The following is a 15,670-nucleotide window of genomic DNA, read 5'->3' as shown; positions in this document are numbered from 1 at the left end:
GGTCGGAGAAACAGGCCGGGGCGGCTGGACCAGGGACGGCGCGGGCCTTGCCGGCGCGGCCCGGGCTGTCTCGGCGGGTTTTGGCGCTGCGGGCTGGGCGTCAGGGGATGCTTCCGGCTGGGCGGCGGCCTGCTGCGGCGCCGGGCGCGGCATCGGCGCGACAACCGTCAGCGCGGGCGCTGCCGTCTGGGCAGGCGCTGCGGCTGGCATTGCGGTCGGCGCGGCGGCTGGAGCTGGCGCTACGACGCTCGGGTCGGCCCGCTCGATACGAAAGGTGGTGACATCGGCGGGCGCGGTGCGCCTTGCCGGACGATAACCGGCGATCTGGTTCGGGTTCTTGGAATCGCGGGTGGCGAGGAACGGAGACGGATGGCCGCCCGGCTGGTACCAGAGCGCATTGGCGGCGACGAAGGAGAAAACGATGCCGAAGGCAGCGCAGCCGATCAGGGCCTTCGGCCGGCGCGCAGCAGCCCGCGCTCCCGCCAGCAGCAGGTTCGATAGAATGCCCGGTTGCTTGACAGGTTTTTTCCTGTCAGGCGATTTTCGCTTCCGCGCGGTCATCGATAAAATCCTGTTCGTCCATCATGGCCGCATGCCGGGCTGCCCTCAGCCGCGGCGGGAATTCGACTTTTTCCTCCCGGGAGTCATCCCGTTTTGCTTCGACGCCCGAGCCGTCTGCCGGCAGCGAGATCGTCACCACGGTCCCCTCGCCCGGACGGCTGACGATCGTAAAACGACCGCCGTGCAGCGCCACCAGACCTTTTACCAGAGAAAGTCCGAGACCGGTACCTTCGTAGGTGCGGGTATAGGCGTTTTCCACCTGCATGAACGGCTGGCCGATATATTGCAGCTTTTCCGCCGCGATGCCGATGCCGGTGTCGCTGACCGAAATCTTGACGTCATCGCCCTCGAGCACGGCGTCGATCGACACGACGCCGCCGGGGCCGGTGAACTTGATCGCGTTGCCGGCCAGGTTGATGAGGATCTGCTGCACGGCGCGGCGGTCGGCGATCACTTCGCCAAGCCCGCGCGGGGCGCGGCTGGTGAGCGTCACGCCCTTTTCACGGGCGGTCAGATCGAGCATGGCACGGCAGGTTTCCACGGCTTCGGCGATGGCGAAGGGCTCGGCAAGCAGTTCGTAACGGCCGGCCTCGATCTTCGACATGTCGAGCATCGTGTTGACGACGGACAGGAGATGGCCGCCGGACTGGCGGATCAGGCCGACATATTCGCGCTGGCGATCGTTTTCGAGCCGGCCGAAATATTCGCCGATGAGCACGTCTGAAAAACCGAGAATGGCGTTGAGCGGGGTGCGCAGCTCGTGGCTGACGGCAGCGAGGAACCTCGACTTCGCCTCATGGGCGGAACGGGCCTCGGCGACATTGGCCGCGGCTTCCAGACGGAGCTGCTCTTCTTCCGACATGTCGCGCGCCTGCGCCAGGACGTAGAGGAGTTCCCCTTCGCCGTCGCGGATGGCGGTCATGTCGAGGCGAACGGACAGGAACTGGCGGCCGGCCGCCGAGTACGGCCGTTCGATGCGGACATCGGCAGCGGCGCTTGGCACACCCTGGCGCAGCATGTCGAAAGCCTGGACGAGGCCGATCCGGTCGGATACGTGGACGCGCTCGGCAAGTGGCTCACCGGCCGCCTCGCGCAGGCTTGGCGGAAACAGATGCTGATCGCGGCCGCCAGTCTTCACCAGCAGGCCATGCGGATCGAGAATGAGCGACAGGCCCGGCATCGCATCGAAGGCAGCATCTTCCGGCGGGGGCGCAGCAACGGAGGCCACGGCATGGCGCGGAAAGGCGAAGGAGGCGGCCGCGGCCAGAAGGAAAAGCGACAGAACCAGCGCAACGCCGACCGGCAGGGCCAGCGCCGGCGGCAGGAGCAGCGCAAGCGCCGGCGGCACGGTGACGAATGCGGCAAGGCCACAGAACACGAGCCGGCGGAACTGGGCAATTTCACCGGGACGCGCGGTGTCGCCCTCGCCGAGGCGCGTCAGCCAGCGGCTTGCGGTCTCGTCGACCAGCATGACCGCCTTTCCGGCAATGTTACTCAATACGCGCACGCAAAACCCTGCACAGACTCGTTTATCGAAGCCGACAATAGGCCCCCGTGGCTTAAGGAAAGGATAAAAGAAGGGGTGTCTGGAAGTCCCGCAATGGGCCAAAATCCGGCTTTGGGACAGAAGGGCCAAGCCTTCCGAGTTTGTGGTTAACGCCACGTAAGCGGTGGATTTGCTTCGATTTTTCGCAATGCGTTAACCTTTGTGGCAAACCGGCGCCCGACAAAGCCCTAGGTTTCGGGCGGACCGCCGCAATTATGCTTAACATCGATCGCTAAAATTCGATTCAAGTTCGCGACAAAGACGCTGCAAATGCCGATATTTCGCATTTTAAGCAAATTTGCCGAAAAACCGAACGATCCCGTCAAAGCCATATTTGCTTCCCGGCGGTACAACCATGTTCAAGACCGGCACAGATCCGGCGGCCCGCTCGATACCCAAGAGCGGGAAAAACAGGTGGATAGAACGATGTGGTTTCTCATCAAGGGAAGTATGTGGTTCGCGGCGGTGCTGGTAGTGCTCTCCTACTTCAGCAGCAAGCCGGCGACCGAGACCGACGGGCTTTCGCCCCTGCAGGTCAGCAATGCATTTTCGGCTGCGACCGAAGCCTATCAATATGTGAGCGCCATCTGCACCGAAAAGCCTGAGGTCTGTGAAAAGGGTGCCGAGACCTTCTCGGCGCTCGGCACGAGGGCCAGGCAGGGCGCCCAAGTCGCCTTCGAGCTGCTCGACAAGCAGTTCGGCGACAAGGGCACCCGGACCGCGGTGCTTGCCGATCCGGAGCCGACCCCATTCCCGGCCAAGCAGGCCGAAACGGCAGCCGCAACCGGCGCCGACACGATCTTCACCGGCACCGTTCCGGTCCCGCAGAAACGGCCGACCCACTAATCCCGCGCATCAGGTCGGCGCACCAGATCGACCTGATACCGGACGTCTGATCCGAATTCGAATTTCAAAGCTTGCACCGGGCTCTCAATGCCACGGTTCCCGGTGCCTGATCTGCCTGCCCTGTCATTCAGCATTTGCTGACGCCGTGAGGATTACCCCTCACGGCGTTTTTTTGCTTTTATCCCGGCCTGCAGTGCCTATATGGAGCGGATAGAAGAACCGGAGCGCTTATGGCCAGCCTCGAGCAGATCATCGAAGATTTCGAATACCTCGACGAGTGGGAAGACCGCTATCGTTACGTGATCGAACTCGGCAAGGCGCTGCCGGACCTTCCCGACGACCAGAAGACCGCGGAGAACAAGGTGCAGGGCTGCGCGAGCCAGGTCTGGCTGGTCAGCCATCTCGGGGACGGCAGTGCCGATCCGGTGATGACCTTCGACGGCGATTCGGACGCCCATATCGTGCGCGGCCTCGTCGCCATCGTGCTCGCCGTCTATTCCGGCAGGACCGCCTCCCAGATCGCCGCCACAGACGCGATCGAAATCTTCGACCGCATCGGGCTTGTCGAACACCTGTCGTCCCAGCGCGCCAACGGGCTGCGCTCGATGGTCAAGCGTATCCGGGAAGAAGCAAGGATCAGGGCTGCGGCCTAGGGCGCAAAGCCCCCTCGCCCTTGCCCTCGGGCCAGGTGGCGAGCGCTTGCTCGGCAACGGCCTCCAGCGTGTCGCGACTGAAGCCGGCCTTGGCCTGCACTGCCATGCCGTGAAGAACGGCCATCAGGAATGCCGCAAGAGTATCAGGCCTGGCCGTCTCCGGCAGGTCGCCCTCGGCCTTTGCTCGCTCGAAGCGTTCACGAAGCTGCGCTTCGCCTTCGGCGCGCGACTCTATCAAGGCCTGGCGGACAGGCTCCGCTTCATCCGATCCCGCCAGCACCCCCTGGATGGCGAGGCATCCCGTATGGTCGGGATAACGGGTGGTGAGGTCGATCGCACCCTGGAGAACGTGCGCCGCAACCTCGCGCGCCGTGGACAACTGGAGTGCAGCGGGAAGATAATCCACGTACCGCTCGTAATAGCGTGCCAGGACCTTGCGGAAGAGCGCTTCCTTGTTGCCGAAGGCGGAATAGAGGGCCGGCCTTTCGACACCTGCCGCCTCCGTCAGGTCGGCATAGGAGGCACCTTCATAGCCCTTGCGCCAGAAGACGCATAACGCGGCGTCGAGCGCCTTCTCCACATCGAATTCGCGATGGCGTCCCATCAGCTCTGTCCTGTTATTTTCATAACGATCGTTATTAAACGGCTTGACCGGCCCTGTCAAATTCCATACCGATCGTTATCGTAACATACGTTATGAAATTGGGCGCCGCTTGGCAGGATCGAGCGGAGCCCTCGTCGAATTGGGAAAGGATACTCATGTCCAACATATTCAAGGGGAAGGTCGTCCTCATTACCGGCGGTTCGCGCGGCCTCGGTGCCGCGACGGCGGAAGCCTTCGCCGATCACGGAGCAGACGTCGCGATCAGCTACGCGGCCTCGGCCGACAAGGCGAAAGCCGTCGTCGAAAAACTCAGGGCAAAGGGCGTTCGCGCGATTGCGGTCAAGAGCGACCAGGCCGATCTTTCTTCGGCAAAACCCCTGATCGACAGGGTGATGGCGGAATTCGGCAGGCTCGACATCCTCGTCAACAATGCCGGCATCGCCATCCAGGGTCAATTGGTCGACGATCCGGAACTCGACGGGGACAACTATAATCGCCAGTGGCAGGTCAACGTGCTCGGCACGATCGCCAACACCCGCGCGGCGGCGCAAAAGCTGACCGACGGTGGCCGGATCATCTTCGTCGGCTCCCTCCTCGGCTCCTACGTCCCCTTCCCCGGCGTCGCCGACTATACCGGAACCAAGTGGGCCCTCGCCGGCTATGCGAAGGGCATCGCGCGCGACCTCGGGCCTCGCAACATCACGGTGAACGTGGTGCAGCCCGGCATCATGCCGACCGACATGGCGGCGGACGTTGCCGGCGAGCTTCCGAACCGCGACGCCATCCTGGACATGCATCCGATCCGTCGCATCGCAACACTCGAGGAAGTGGCGGAAACCATCTGCTTCCTCGCCGGGCCGCATGCGGGCTACATCAACGGCGAGCAGATCAACGTGGCAGGCGGTCTCGGGATCTGAGTGTCACAGCCGGAGCTTCGACAGAGGTCCGGGTCACCGCCCAAAAAGAATCCCTGAGCTTCAAACGAAGCTCAGGGATTGGGCGTCAGGAATCAGGCTTCCGCTGCTTTGGCGGCCATTGTGGCCTTTGCCCACCAGACCAACTCATCGAGCGCCGTTTTGGCAGAAGCCAGCAGATTTGCCTCGATCTCTTCGATCGGCTTGTTGCCGCCCCTGGGGGCGACCGCCATGAAGTCTCCGCCACCGATATGGACGGCGGCGTGGGTCGATACCATCTGCAGTTCGACCCCGATGCCGCGCAGGTGTTCCACCGCGCGCGACGCGCCCGTGCCGCCGTAACCGATGGCGGTAAAAGGCTTCCGGATCCATTCCTTGTAAGCCTGGTCGAGGGCGTTCTTGAGCACGCCGGTGATCGAGTGATTGTATTCGGCGACCACGAAGATGTAACCGTCGAAGCGGCCGACGGTTTCCTGCCAGCGTACAGCTTCCGGATTCTGGCTCGGCATCCACATGTTCGAGGCCATCTCGTCGAAGAACGGCAGCGGATGGTCGCGCAGATCGATCAGTTCGACCTCGATGTCGTCACGCGCCTGCGCCTGCTTCAACATCCACTGTGCCGGCTTGTCGGCAAAGCGGGTGGGGCGGGTAGAGCCGATAATGACCGCGATTTTGGGCTTCGGAACCATGGTATCCTCATGTATGTTGGTTTCTGTCCGTAACCATCTATCCGAGGATCCGGTGCCCCATCAAGACAGCACTTTTCGGAAACCAGGTAACCGCGAGGATACCGTGTCCTGCGGGCCAATCAGCCGCATGCTGGCCCGGATCAGCGACAAGTGGACGCTTCTGGTCGTGCGCGTTCTGGGTAACGGCCCTCTTCGCTTCAACGCACTGAAGCGCGAGATCGGTGAGATCAGCCAGAAGATGCTGGCTTCCACTCTTCGCGATCTCGAGGAGAATGGTTTCGTGACGCGGACCGTCACCCCGACGACGCCTCCGCAGGTGGAATATGCCCTGACAGACCTCGGCCGCGATTTTTGGGAACCGGTCCAGGCGCTGGCCGACTGGACCCATGCGAACTCCCCGAGGATCGACGCCGCCCGCGCCGCTTATGCAGCGAAACGGGCGGCGCAGTAGGCCGGTGCTTGTGGAGCCGGTCACGGGCGGCATTTGCAGCGTCAACCTCACAAGTCTTTTCCGTCACAGGACCGGCCGGTAATCCTCGGCTCCCCAGTGGTGGTTCTGGCGGCGTTTTGCCGGAACCGGCGGCGAATAATGGCGGGCAAGTGCGAGCAGCGCGGTACGCAGCATGAGTTTGGCCGAGCGTGCCGGCCATTGGCGTTCGCGTTCCACCGTCTCAAGACCCTTCGCAAAGCAGCAGACATCCACCGCGACGCCGGAAAGTTCCGGCCCCATCGCTTCCACTGCCCTGGAAAAACGGTTGCGGGCCGATATCGCGCTGTCGGCGATGTCGGCATGGCCGCCGGCGGTGCCCTTGGCGCGGGTGGCGAGCCGCGGTTCCCAGGAGGCGGTAACGCGGGGCTGGAGCTGTCCGCGGGTGAAATCGGCGAGCAGCCGCTCGCCCGCGTCCAAGGCTTCGGCCGGCAGAAAGGGTTTTCCGTCGCGGTCCTTCATCCGTGCGATCACGCCGAGCGGTGATTCGGCCAGGTTCCGGCGCACCGGCTGGCGGGCGCCGTCGATCTCGGTGGAGGTCACGACGATCTCGCCATGCTGCTCGACGAAGGCCTCCTCGCCCGTCACCAGCGCACGGCGCAGGAAGCTGGACGCCGCCGCACTTGCGGCAATCCTTCCGTCGCCGAGCTGCGCCAGCCCGAGCGAGCGGGCCTGGGCGATCACCGCTTCGGGATAGGTTCGTTCCTCCGCCCCGACGAGCCTGATCTCACCCGCCTCACCCGCCGTGATCGCGCAGTCGCCGCGGGCGAGCTGGCGGATCAGTCGCAGGAGGTGCCGCCTGAGGGTCGGGTCCGCAGCCTTGTCCATCACGGGTTTCCGGATTGCTTCAATCATGGGCCGCTACCTCCGAGAGGCCGAAAACGGCGGTGACGATGCGCTCGACGGCCGAGACGAACTCGTCGAAGGCGAGGTCGTCGCGGCGATCCTCGACCACGTGGCAGGCGTGACCGACGGTGGTGCGGTCGCGGCCGAAAGCCTCGCCGATGTCGCTCATCGAAATCTGGAGCGCCACATGGCAGACATACATGGCGATCTGGCGCACATGGCAGGAAAGCCGGCGCCGGTCGCGGCGCAGCATCACCCTATCGCCGAAAAGCTGGACCAGTTCGGAAACCATCTGGCGGACGATGCGGCAGGCGCTCTTGAGCGGCAGGCTGGCGGGAAGCATCGGTGAACCGGCCGTGTCCAGCGGCACAGGCGGGGAAAACGGCAATGAGGAAGGCGGGGCGGAGGACTGGAAATATCTCTCGAAAGGCATGACAACTCCTCAATTAATAGGAATTAATTCATACACCCTAGAGCAAAAACGGGGACGCTGGAAACCGCCTCCACGCAATTATAAGCTGAAATTGTTGATAATTTCCACAAGCTCCCGAAAGATAATGGGATTTTTTTCCTCTACCCATCCCCGCGATGCCTGTTTCAAAAAGGAAAAACCGGGCACTCAATCGGCCCGGTTCTTTATCCGCATCTTTTACGTCGATGCCAAAACCAGCCACCCCGCCGCTGTTGCGATCGGTCCTCATCGGGCTGGTCTCAAATCCTCCCTGCCTTGTCGGGCGTCGCCCGGATCAGGCCTTGCCGCGCTTGCGGCGCTGGCCGAGACCCATTTCCTTGGCGAGCCTGGAGCGGGCTTCCGCATAAGCGGGCGCCACCATCGGATAGTCGGCCGGCAGGCCCCACTTCTCGCGATACTCTTCCGGCGTCATGTTGTAGTGAGTCATCAGATGCCGCTTCAGCGACTTGAACTTCTGCCCGTCCTCCAGGCAGATGAGATAGTCATCCTCGATCGATTTCTTGATCGGAACCGGGGGCTTCGGCTTTTCGATGGCCACGACAACCGGTGCCGGCGAAGAGGTGTTGCTCAACGCCGAATGCACGTCCGCGATCAAATTCGAAAGATCGCTGACTGGCACAACATGGTTGCTCACATAGGCGGCCACAATATCTGCGGTCAGCTCTACCAGCAGATCCGGGCTTTTGCCCAATGCGACGTCTGTCATTTCCTGTCTCCTGTTTAAGTGACTGGCTGGCCCCGCGACCTCCGCGACACCTGCCCGTTCGTAGAGTCTCCCGGAGAAAACCTATGCCGCCCCGCCGTCTTGCGACCGAAGCCTACCCCTAAGCTTCATGCGGAAAAGAAAACGGTTCACACCGGATATTGCGCTCGATTGGAACCTTCCCTTGCGTGTGAACGGCGTTATTGTTCCTCATCGGAAGAACTTGTCGACTCACCAAAATGACGAGGGAACGCCTAATCTAGAACAACATCTGCACTCTACTTGTAATGAAGTACCACTGCTTCGCTTCATCTCCAAGTGCGAATTTTGCCGGTTACCAGCCTTTCTGCCACCTATATCGCCCCTACATCAGCTTTACTGATGAATAGATGGGCATTTGCTCAGTCGCGACAGGGTTATAACTCGGTCCAGAATGGATTATATTCGCTTATCGTAATCCTTCATTTCATCCCGGACGGACTCAGCGCAAAGTGGATAGCCAACCTTGTGTGCTGCCATAGCGAGCAGATGCGCCGAAATCGGCGCTGTCAGCACGAAGAAAAAGAAGCCTGCAAGCGCTCTTGCAAAAGTCGGCAGATCGCCCGCGTGGACGCCGACCGCAAGCAACAGGAGCCCGGAGCCGACCGTGCCGGCCTTGGATGCGGCGTGCATGCGGGTATAGAGGTCCGGCAGACGATTGAGGCCGATCGCCGCCACCAGCGCGAACCCGGCGCCGCCAAGGATCAGAAGAGCGGTGATCGCGGCCAATAGAATATCCATCATTTCTTCGCCTTCCGCCGGACGGCCGGCCCGATGCCGGATGGGCGCCTTGCCGCGGATTTGCGTCGCGGTTCGGGCACCGACGCCGTGAACGTCTTCATCATGTCCCCCTTCGGCGCCTCCCTGTTGCCGCGCGACAGGATGAACCGCGCAAAAGCCACGGTCGCGAGGAAGCCGACGAGGCCGAGCGAGATGGCGATATCGATATAGAGCGTGAAGCCGGTGCGGACGGCGATCAGCGCGATGAAGCCTATGACGATGCCGGTCAGCATGTCGAGCGCCACGACCCGGTCGGGAAGCGTCGGCCCCTTGATCACCCGCCAGACGGTGAGCAGGAAGGATAAGCCGAGCACCACGAGCGCCAGCCAGACCGCATAGGAGATGATCATTTCAGCCGTCGTCATCGGAACGCCTCCATGATCTTGCGCTCGAAGCCGTTGGCGATATCCCGTTTCGTGGCTTCGATATCGGAACAATCGATCGCGTGGACGAACAGCGTCTTGCGGTCCTCGGAGACGTCGACCGACAGCGTGCCGGGCGTCAGCGTGATGAGGTTGGCAAGCAGCGTGATCTCGAAATCGCGGGTGACGGTCAGCGGGAAGGCAAAGATGCCGGGCTTCAGGTCCATGTGCGGGCTCATCACCAGCACCGCCACCTTCCAGGCCGACAGCGCCAGTTCCTTCAGGAACAGGGCGAGTAGCGACAGGATGCGGCCGAGCCGCCGCCAGTAACCGCGGGCGCCCATCTCGTCGCGGACGATCCAGAGCACGAGCGTCGACAGCGCAAAACCGAAGATCAGGTTATGCAGCGTGGCGCTGCCGGTGACCGCGACCCAGACGACGGCAAAGACCAGTGACAGGATATAGGTGATCATCGCGCTGTCCCTCCCGGGAAGACCGACTGGATATAGGCCGCGGGCTCGCCGAGCCCCTCCGCCGCCCTCTGGGCCAGATCGAGCAGCGGTTCCGGCAGCAGGCCGAAAACAACGACCAGCGCCGTCAGGCAGCCTAGCGGCAGGACGATACGCCAATCGGCGGACGAGCCGGCCGGAGCGGCGGCCTCGGGAACAGGGTCGGGCTGCGGCCGCCAAAAGGCAAGCAGGAAGACGCGGGCGAGCGCCAGCGTGACCAGGAAGGCGGAAAGGAGGATCGCCGCGGCCAGCCACCAGGCGCCGATATCGAGCGAAGCTTTCAGGAGCGCCACCTTGGGCCACAGGCCGGAGAGCGGCGGCAGGCCGGAGGCGGCGAGGAACAGCAGGAAGGAGGCGCCCGAGAACCACGGCGCCTTCCGGTAAAGTCCGCCGAGGCCGGAGAGTGCCCAGGTGCCGCCGAGCCGGCCGACTTCCCCCGACACCAGATAAAGCGCGGTCATGGTCACCACCGAATGCAGCGCATAAAGGATGGCGCCGCTGACGGCCGCCGGCGTGCCGATCGCGACGCCCGCCATCATGTTGCCGATGCCGGCGATGACCACGTAACCGACGAGCCGGCGGATATCGTTCTGCGCCAGGGCGCCGAGCGCACCGACCAGCATGGTGAGCGCCGCCGAGATGGCGACGATCAAGCTCAATGCCTCGCGCTCGACGGGGAAGAGCATGATGGTGACGCGGATCAGCGAATAGATGCCGACCTTGGTGAGCAGCCCGCCGAACAGCGCCGACACGACCACGCGCGGCGTGTGATAGGAGGCCGGCAGCCAGAAATTCACCGGAAAGGCGGCAGCCTTCATCGCGAACGCCAGGACGAACAGCGCCGTCAGCGTCGTCAGCGGCGCGGTCTCGCGCAGGCCTGCCGCCTTGCGGGCGATATCGGCCATGTTGAGCGTGCCGAAGATCGCATAGAGGTAACCGACCGCGATCAGGAACAGCGTCGTGCCGATCAGGTTGAGGACCGCGTATTTCAGCGCGCCATCGATCTGCTCCGGCTCAGAGCCGAGGATCAGGAGGCCGAAGGACGAGATCAGCAGCACCTCGAACCAGACATAGAGGTTGAAGATGTCGCCAGTCAGGAACGCGCCCGTGACGCCGGCCATCAGCAGCATCAGGAACGGGTAAAAGCCGTAGCGCCGGCCGCTCGCGTCGATATCGGCGAGCGCGAATATGCCGGCGGCAAGTGCGACGACGGCCGCCGCGAGCGCCATGACCGCGCCGAAAAGGTCGGCGGTAAAAGCGATGCCGAACGGCGGCAGCCAGCGGCCCATCACCATGGTGACCGGACCATGCACCGAGACGCGCCAGAGCAGAGCGGCATCGAGGAGGACGAGCAGCGCCAACCCCGCGATCGCGATGCCGCCATGCAGGCGAACGGACTTGCGCACCATCATCAGCACGGCACCGAGGCCGATCATCAGCGCGACGGGGAGTACGACCAGCCAGTCGGCAAGCGGCGGGGCGGCGAGGATCAGGGCTGCGGAGAGATCGGTGGAAGGAGAGGCCATCAGTGGAGACCTCCGGGTGGGCTGTCGGCGAATATCGCCGCGGTAACTTGGCCCTTCCGGACGGTTATCGTCGAAGTCGAGATACCCCCCTCTGCCCTGCCGGGCATCTCCCCCTCAAGGGGGGAGATCGGATGGGCGCACTGACCTGCCACAAGCTGCCTTAGTCCCGGAAGAGAAGGTTCAATCAGTGTCGTTGATGAAGGCCAAGGCGCCGCCACGATTCGATCTCCCCCCTTGAGGGGGAGATGCCCGGCAGGGCAGAGGGGGGTGCCGCGGTATCCAAAGCCGGTGGCGGGAAAGAACATGACAACCTGCAAAACCATCCTCTCAATATCCCAGCGGCGGGAGTGGTTCTTGCCGCGGTTCGGCGAGCCGCATCTCGTCGGTATCGTCGGTGCCGAGTTCCTGGTAGGCGCGGTAGGTCAGCACCAGGAGGAAGGCGAAGAAGGAAAACGAGATGACGATCGCCGTCAGGATCAGCGCCTGCGGCAGAGGATTGGCGGCGCCTGGCGACAGCGTGTCCATGCCGGCCGGGATGATCGGCGGCACTTCGCGGGTGAGCCGGCCGGCGGTGAAGAGCAGCAGGTTGACCGCGTTGCCGAGCAGCACCACGCCCAGCAGGATGCGCACGGTGGATTTCGACAGGATGAGATAGATGGCGCCCGCAAAGAACAGGCCGATCAGGATCGAAAACAGCGCTTCCATCAGTCCTCCCCCTCCACGTCGGAGCCCGGCTCCTGTTCGAGCGCAAGCGCGATCGAGGTAATCGCCCCGACCACGACCAGATAGACGCCTATATCGAAGGACATCACCGTCGAGAGCGGTAGCTCCACGTCGAAAATGACAGGATAGACCCAGAGCCCGGTCATGAACGGCACGCCGAAGAAGATGGACAGCGCTCCGGAAAGGGTGGCGAGCAGCAGGCCGAAACCGGCAATCGCCATCGGATGGAACCGGATCGCGCGGCGTACCGAAGGCACGCCGAAGGCGATGCCGTAGATCGCCAGCGCCGAGGCCGCGATCAACCCGCCGATGAACCCGCCGCCGGGTTCGTTATGGCCGCGCAGCAGGACGAAGACGGAGAACAGCAGCATCAACGCGGTAAGAGACGGGGCGACGGTGCGCAGGATGAGAGTGTTCATGGATGCGCACCTCGCCCGTTGGTTGCCACCACTTCTTTGAGGTTGAAGAAGGTCCGTTCCCTTCGTAGGTCGAACCCTGCCAGCCCCCCTCTGCCCTGCCGGGCATCTCCCCCACGGGTGGGGAGATCGGCTGGGCGCGCTGGCCTGCCTCTAAGCAACCTCCCCCCAAAAGAGAAGCCCCGATCGCAACGCTCGATGGTGGTCGAAATCTCACCGCGAGTCGATCTCCCCCCTTGTGGGGGAGATGCCCGGCAGGGCATAGGGGGGTAAGCCATGATGACGAGTCTCATCGCCCCTCCCCCGATCCGGCGCGTTTACCCGCCCTCACCCGGATCAGCGCCAGGACCGCGAGCGCGGTCACCATCACCACCGCGATCTCGCCCAATGTATCCGTGCCGCGGAAGTCGACGATGATGACGTTGACGACGTTGGCGCCGTGGGCGACGGTCTTGGAATAGGTATTGAAGAAATCGGTGAGCACGGTGTCGAACGGCGCCTGCGTCGACTTCAAAAGCAGCAGCGTGAAGCCGAGGCCGCAGGCGACCGCGACCATGCCGTCGAAGAGCGACTGTCCCAGGGGCCGATGATCCCGCGGGGTGAGCCGCAGCCGGGTCATCACCAGCGCCAGGATGACGACCGACAGCGTCTCGACCATGAACTGGGTGAACGACAGGTCCGGCGCGCCGAACAGCAGGAAGATGACGGCGACGGCAAAACCCTGGATGCCGAGCGAGACGATCGCCGTCAGCCGGTCCTTTGCGCGCAGCACGGCAATAAGGCCGATCACCGCGATTGCAAAAAACGCCGCTTCCTGGACCAGCAATTGCTCCGGCCAGGCGGGCATTGCCGGCAGTTCACCGAACAGGAAGGGCGGGACGAGCAGCGTCGCGGCCAGCAGGATGAAGGTGGCGGTGATGTAGATTTCCAGCCGGCCCGGCTGGACGAAACGGGTGACGGCGGCCGAAAGCCGCACCAGGCCGGAGACGACATGATCGAAACCTCGGTCCGGTCCGGGGCCAAGGCTTTCCACCGCCCGCACCATGAAGGCCCGAAGGTCCGTCAGCCGCCAGAAGGCGAGCGCGCCGAGCAACACGGTGATCACCGACAGAAGCAGCGGCAGGCCCAGATGCGGCACGGTGGAAATGTCGATGACGATCTTTTCGTCGGTGATCGCGCTTGCCATCGGCGAGGAGATGTAACGATGCGCCACACCGGAAAAGAGTGCGGCCGCCAAGCCGAGCACGGAGAGAACCACCGGGCCCAGCCAGAGCGTCATTGGTCCTTCGTGGGCATGTTTCGGCGTCTCGACATGGGGACCGAGGAAGGGTTTCAGCGCCACGGCAAAGCCAATCGCGAACATCAGCGCATTGCCTATTACGGCGAGGCCGGTGAAAAACACGGCGCGCGGATTGCCGGCGGCGAGTGCCGCATAGATCTCTTCCTTGGCGAGGAAACCGAAAAACAGCGGCAGGCCGCCCATCGAGAGCGCCGCCAAAAGCGCCGCGCCGAAGGTGACCGGCATGGCGGCGCGCAAGCCCCCGAGCTTGGTGACGTCGCGGGTGCCTGCCTCATGATCCACCGTGCCGGCGACCATGAACAGTGCGCCCTTGAACAGCGAATGGGCGACGAGATAAAGCACCGCCGCCTCGACCGCATGGGCCGAACCGAAACCGGTCAGCATGACCAGGAGACCGAGCGAGGCCATGGTCGTGTAGGCGAGCATCAGCTTCAAGTCCGTCTGGCGGACGGCGAGGAAGGTGCCGGCAATGAGGGTAATACCGCCGAAGAAAGGCAGCAGGATCACCCAGGCGGGCGTATCCCCCATGACCGGGTTCAGCCGCATCAGCAGGTAGACGCCGGCCTTCACCATGGTTGCCGAATGCAGATAGGCCGAGACAGGCGTCGGCGCTTCCATGGCGTTCGGCAGCCAGAAATGGAACGGAAACTGCGCCGACTTGGTGAAGGCGCCGGCAAGCACCAGCAGCAGGGTTGCCAGATAGAACGGGCTCTGGCGCAGCCCGTCGCCCAGATGCACGAGCAGCGAAAGCTGGGTGACGCCGGTTATGTTCCAGAGGAAGACCAGGCCTGCGAGCAGGCAGAGCCCGCCGCCGCCGGTGACCACCAGCGCCTGAAGCGCCGCACGCCGCGCCGCCTCCCGCTCGTGATCGAAGCCGATCAGCAGGAAGGAGGTGATCGAGGTCAGTTCCCAATAGACGAACAGCATCAGAAAGCTGTCGGAGACGACGAGGCCGAGCATGGCGCCCATGAAGGCGAGGATGAAGGCCATGAAGCGCCCCTGCCCCTCATGACCCTTCATGTAGCCGCCAGAATAAACGACGATCAGGGCGCCGATGCCGGTGATGAGAAGCGCGAAGGTGAGCGACAGGCCGTCGAGGAACCACGAGAAGGAGAGGTTGAAGCTCGGCGCCCAGGCATACCCCCCGGTCACCACTTCGCCGGCGGCGATTTCGGGCAGGAAGGTGCAGAAATGCGCAAATGCGAGCGCCGGGGCCAGCGCCAGGACGAAGGCGGCCCTGTCGCCCAGAAGACGGGTGAGGACAGGCGCCAGAACGGAAGCGAGGAAGGGAAGGAAGAGTGCGAAGAACGTCAACGCCGGCGCATTGGCAGCCATGTCATCTCCACGCTTCAGAAGCCCCACACCGCCCGACCGTTCGGAGGCAGGTGATTTTCTATGGGAAACCTAGCCCCGCCTCAAGCGGAACCGGACGAAACACACAGAAACGCGAGTTTTCGGGAATTTGACGGCAAGTGCGACCGATGCTTGAGGGGGCAGCTTCGCGCCATTGGCGGTCATAGCTCCGTGTAGATCCGGTAAAGGACCAGAGCGGCCAATGCTATCACTGTGAACCGCCCCGGGTTTGCCGGAGACCGTTTGGTTTAAGTTATGCGGCCATCGCTGGCGCGTCCAGCATGGCGTAGTATTGTTCTTCTGCCTCTGCAGGCGGAATGTTTCCGATTGGCTCCAGAAGA

The 15,670-nt window shown here is 63.4% G+C and carries 17 protein-coding genes and 1 pseudogene; 4 read left to right on the top strand and 14 right to left on the bottom strand.

Annotated elements, in window-relative coordinates; translation table 11 throughout:
• Positions 1-561: pseudogene (locus C5J24_RS31380) on the bottom strand (hypothetical protein); the annotation flags it as partial.
• A complete protein-coding gene (locus C5J24_RS31375) occupies positions 533-2,068 on the bottom strand; it encodes a HAMP domain-containing sensor histidine kinase (protein WP_172724206.1) in 1,536 nt (511 codons plus the stop codon). The gene C5J24_RS31375 and the pseudogene C5J24_RS31380, both read right to left, overlap by 29 nt.
• A gap of 465 nt (positions 2,069-2,533) precedes the next feature.
• On the opposite strand from C5J24_RS31375, the gene C5J24_RS31370 reads away from it, so the two are divergent.
• Together C5J24_RS31370 and C5J24_RS31365 are read left to right on the top strand one after the other, a co-directional pair.
• The gene (locus C5J24_RS31370) at positions 2,534-2,953 is read left to right on the top strand and encodes a DUF5330 domain-containing protein (protein WP_046631663.1); all 420 of its coding nucleotides are present in this window, start codon (positions 2,534-2,536) and stop codon (positions 2,951-2,953) included.
• A 230-nt stretch (positions 2,954-3,183) separates the two neighbouring features.
• Complete coding sequence (locus C5J24_RS31365) at positions 3,184-3,606, top strand: SufE family protein (protein WP_046669534.1); 423 nt, start codon at positions 3,184-3,186, stop codon at positions 3,604-3,606.
• Here C5J24_RS31365 and C5J24_RS31360 read toward each other — a convergent pair.
• Complete coding sequence (locus C5J24_RS31360; RefSeq protein ID WP_105423651.1) at positions 3,590-4,210, bottom strand: TetR/AcrR family transcriptional regulator; 621 nt, start codon at positions 4,208-4,210, stop codon at positions 3,590-3,592. The genes C5J24_RS31365 and C5J24_RS31360 overlap by 17 nt on opposite strands.
• A 155-nt stretch (positions 4,211-4,365) precedes the next feature.
• Here C5J24_RS31360 and C5J24_RS31355 point away from each other — a divergent pair, with 155 nt between their 5' ends.
• Positions 4,366-5,127, top strand: coding sequence for an SDR family NAD(P)-dependent oxidoreductase (locus C5J24_RS31355; RefSeq protein WP_105423649.1), 762 nt, complete (start codon positions 4,366-4,368; stop codon positions 5,125-5,127).
• Positions 5,128-5,219: 92 nt separating this feature from the next.
• On the opposite strand, the gene C5J24_RS31350 is transcribed toward C5J24_RS31355, so the two are convergent.
• The gene (locus C5J24_RS31350; protein WP_105423647.1) at positions 5,220-5,813 is read right to left on the bottom strand and encodes an NADPH-dependent FMN reductase; all 594 of its coding nucleotides are present in this window, start codon (positions 5,811-5,813) and stop codon (positions 5,220-5,222) included.
• A 127-nt stretch (positions 5,814-5,940) separates the two neighbouring features.
• On the opposite strand from C5J24_RS31350, the gene C5J24_RS31345 reads away from it, so the two are divergent.
• Positions 5,941-6,264, top strand: coding sequence for a helix-turn-helix domain-containing protein (locus C5J24_RS31345; protein ID WP_245437525.1), 324 nt, complete (start codon positions 5,941-5,943; stop codon positions 6,262-6,264).
• A gap of 63 nt (positions 6,265-6,327) precedes the next feature.
• Here C5J24_RS31345 and C5J24_RS31340 read toward each other — a convergent pair whose 3' ends face one another.
• The 10 genes from C5J24_RS31340 to C5J24_RS31290 all read right to left on the bottom strand — a co-directional run bounded on the left by C5J24_RS31340 (position 6,328) and on the right by C5J24_RS31290 (position 15,311).
• Positions 6,328-7,155 (bottom strand): DUF6456 domain-containing protein, encoded by an 828-nt coding sequence (locus tag C5J24_RS31340; protein WP_245446890.1) that lies wholly within the window; start codon positions 7,153-7,155, stop codon positions 6,328-6,330.
• On the bottom strand, positions 7,148-7,579 hold the full coding sequence (locus C5J24_RS31335; RefSeq protein WP_105423642.1) for a helix-turn-helix domain-containing protein: 432 nt from the start codon (positions 7,577-7,579) through the stop codon (positions 7,148-7,150). Before C5J24_RS31335 ends, C5J24_RS31340 begins: the two co-directional genes overlap by 8 nt.
• A 313-nt stretch (positions 7,580-7,892) precedes the next feature.
• On the bottom strand, positions 7,893-8,324 hold the full coding sequence (locus tag C5J24_RS31330) for a MucR family transcriptional regulator (protein ID WP_037083991.1): 432 nt from the start codon (positions 8,322-8,324) through the stop codon (positions 7,893-7,895).
• A 435-nt stretch (positions 8,325-8,759) separates the two neighbouring features.
• Positions 8,760-9,104, bottom strand: coding sequence for a monovalent cation/H(+) antiporter subunit G (gene mnhG, locus C5J24_RS31325; RefSeq protein ID WP_037083993.1), 345 nt, complete (start codon positions 9,102-9,104; stop codon positions 8,760-8,762).
• A complete protein-coding gene (locus tag C5J24_RS31320; protein ID WP_105423640.1) occupies positions 9,101-9,505 on the bottom strand; it encodes a cation:proton antiporter in 405 nt (134 codons plus the stop codon). Before C5J24_RS31320 ends, mnhG begins: the two co-directional genes overlap by 4 nt.
• A complete protein-coding gene (locus C5J24_RS31315; RefSeq protein ID WP_046669527.1) occupies positions 9,502-9,975 on the bottom strand; it encodes a Na+/H+ antiporter subunit E in 474 nt (157 codons plus the stop codon). Before C5J24_RS31315 ends, C5J24_RS31320 begins: the two co-directional genes overlap by 4 nt.
• A complete protein-coding gene (locus C5J24_RS31310) occupies positions 9,972-11,537 on the bottom strand; it encodes a Na+/H+ antiporter subunit D (protein ID WP_105423638.1) in 1,566 nt (521 codons plus the stop codon). Before C5J24_RS31310 ends, C5J24_RS31315 begins: the two co-directional genes overlap by 4 nt.
• A gap of 327 nt (positions 11,538-11,864) precedes the next feature.
• Entirely contained in the window at positions 11,865-12,242 is a 378-nt protein-coding gene (locus C5J24_RS31305; RefSeq protein WP_046669525.1) for a Na+/H+ antiporter subunit C, read from the bottom strand.
• Positions 12,242-12,679, bottom strand: a complete 438-nt coding sequence (locus tag C5J24_RS31300) for a Na+/H+ antiporter subunit B (protein ID WP_046669524.1) — start codon at positions 12,677-12,679, stop codon at positions 12,242-12,244. The genes C5J24_RS31305 and C5J24_RS31300 overlap by 1 nt, the downstream gene beginning before the upstream one ends.
• Positions 12,680-12,965: 286 nt before the next feature.
• Positions 12,966-15,311: a putative monovalent cation/H+ antiporter subunit A gene (locus C5J24_RS31290; RefSeq protein WP_105423636.1), complete on the bottom strand. Its 2,346-nt coding sequence runs from the start codon at positions 15,309-15,311 to the stop codon at positions 12,966-12,968.
• Positions 15,312-15,670 lie beyond the last annotated feature (359 nt).

The sequence above is a fragment of the Neorhizobium sp. T25_27 genome (genome assembly GCF_002968565.1).
GTDB lineage: Bacteria > Pseudomonadota > Alphaproteobacteria > Rhizobiales > Rhizobiaceae > Neorhizobium > Neorhizobium tomejilense.
Note: the sequence above shows the minus strand (reverse complement) of the source record. Positions and strands in the feature narration are given on the sequence as shown.

Excerpts from the sequence above, each read along its gene's own strand:
- C5J24_RS31290 (WP_105423636.1), bottom strand. The coding sequence starts at position 15,311 with ATGGCTGCCAATGCGCCGGCGTTGACGTTCTTCGCACTCTTCCTTCCC.
- C5J24_RS31360 (WP_105423651.1), bottom strand. The coding sequence starts at position 4,210 with ATGGGACGCCATCGCGAATTCGATGTGGAGAAGGCGCTCGACGCCGCG.
- C5J24_RS31365 (WP_046669534.1), top strand. The coding sequence starts at position 3,184 with ATGGCCAGCCTCGAGCAGATCATCGAAGATTTCGAATACCTCGACGAG.
- C5J24_RS31345 (WP_245437525.1), top strand. The coding sequence starts at position 5,941 with ATGCTGGCCCGGATCAGCGACAAGTGGACGCTTCTGGTCGTGCGCGTT.
- C5J24_RS31310 (WP_105423638.1), bottom strand. The coding sequence starts at position 11,537 with ATGGCCTCTCCTTCCACCGATCTCTCCGCAGCCCTGATCCTCGCCGCC.
- C5J24_RS31320 (WP_105423640.1), bottom strand. The coding sequence starts at position 9,505 with ATGACGACGGCTGAAATGATCATCTCCTATGCGGTCTGGCTGGCGCTC.
- C5J24_RS31355 (WP_105423649.1), top strand. The coding sequence starts at position 4,366 with ATGTCCAACATATTCAAGGGGAAGGTCGTCCTCATTACCGGCGGTTCG.
- mnhG (WP_037083993.1), bottom strand. The coding sequence starts at position 9,104 with ATGATGGATATTCTATTGGCCGCGATCACCGCTCTTCTGATCCTTGGC.
- C5J24_RS31340 (WP_245446890.1), bottom strand. The coding sequence starts at position 7,155 with ATGATTGAAGCAATCCGGAAACCCGTGATGGACAAGGCTGCGGACCCG.
- C5J24_RS31300 (WP_046669524.1), bottom strand. The coding sequence starts at position 12,679 with ATGAACACTCTCATCCTGCGCACCGTCGCCCCGTCTCTTACCGCGTTG.
- C5J24_RS31370 (WP_046631663.1), top strand. The coding sequence starts at position 2,534 with ATGTGGTTTCTCATCAAGGGAAGTATGTGGTTCGCGGCGGTGCTGGTA.
- C5J24_RS31330 (WP_037083991.1), bottom strand. The coding sequence starts at position 8,324 with ATGACAGACGTCGCATTGGGCAAAAGCCCGGATCTGCTGGTAGAGCTG.
- C5J24_RS31315 (WP_046669527.1), bottom strand. The coding sequence starts at position 9,975 with ATGATCACCTATATCCTGTCACTGGTCTTTGCCGTCGTCTGGGTCGCG.
- C5J24_RS31335 (WP_105423642.1), bottom strand. The coding sequence starts at position 7,579 with ATGCCTTTCGAGAGATATTTCCAGTCCTCCGCCCCGCCTTCCTCATTG.
- C5J24_RS31350 (WP_105423647.1), bottom strand. The coding sequence starts at position 5,813 with ATGGTTCCGAAGCCCAAAATCGCGGTCATTATCGGCTCTACCCGCCCC.
- C5J24_RS31305 (WP_046669525.1), bottom strand. The coding sequence starts at position 12,242 with ATGGAAGCGCTGTTTTCGATCCTGATCGGCCTGTTCTTTGCGGGCGCC.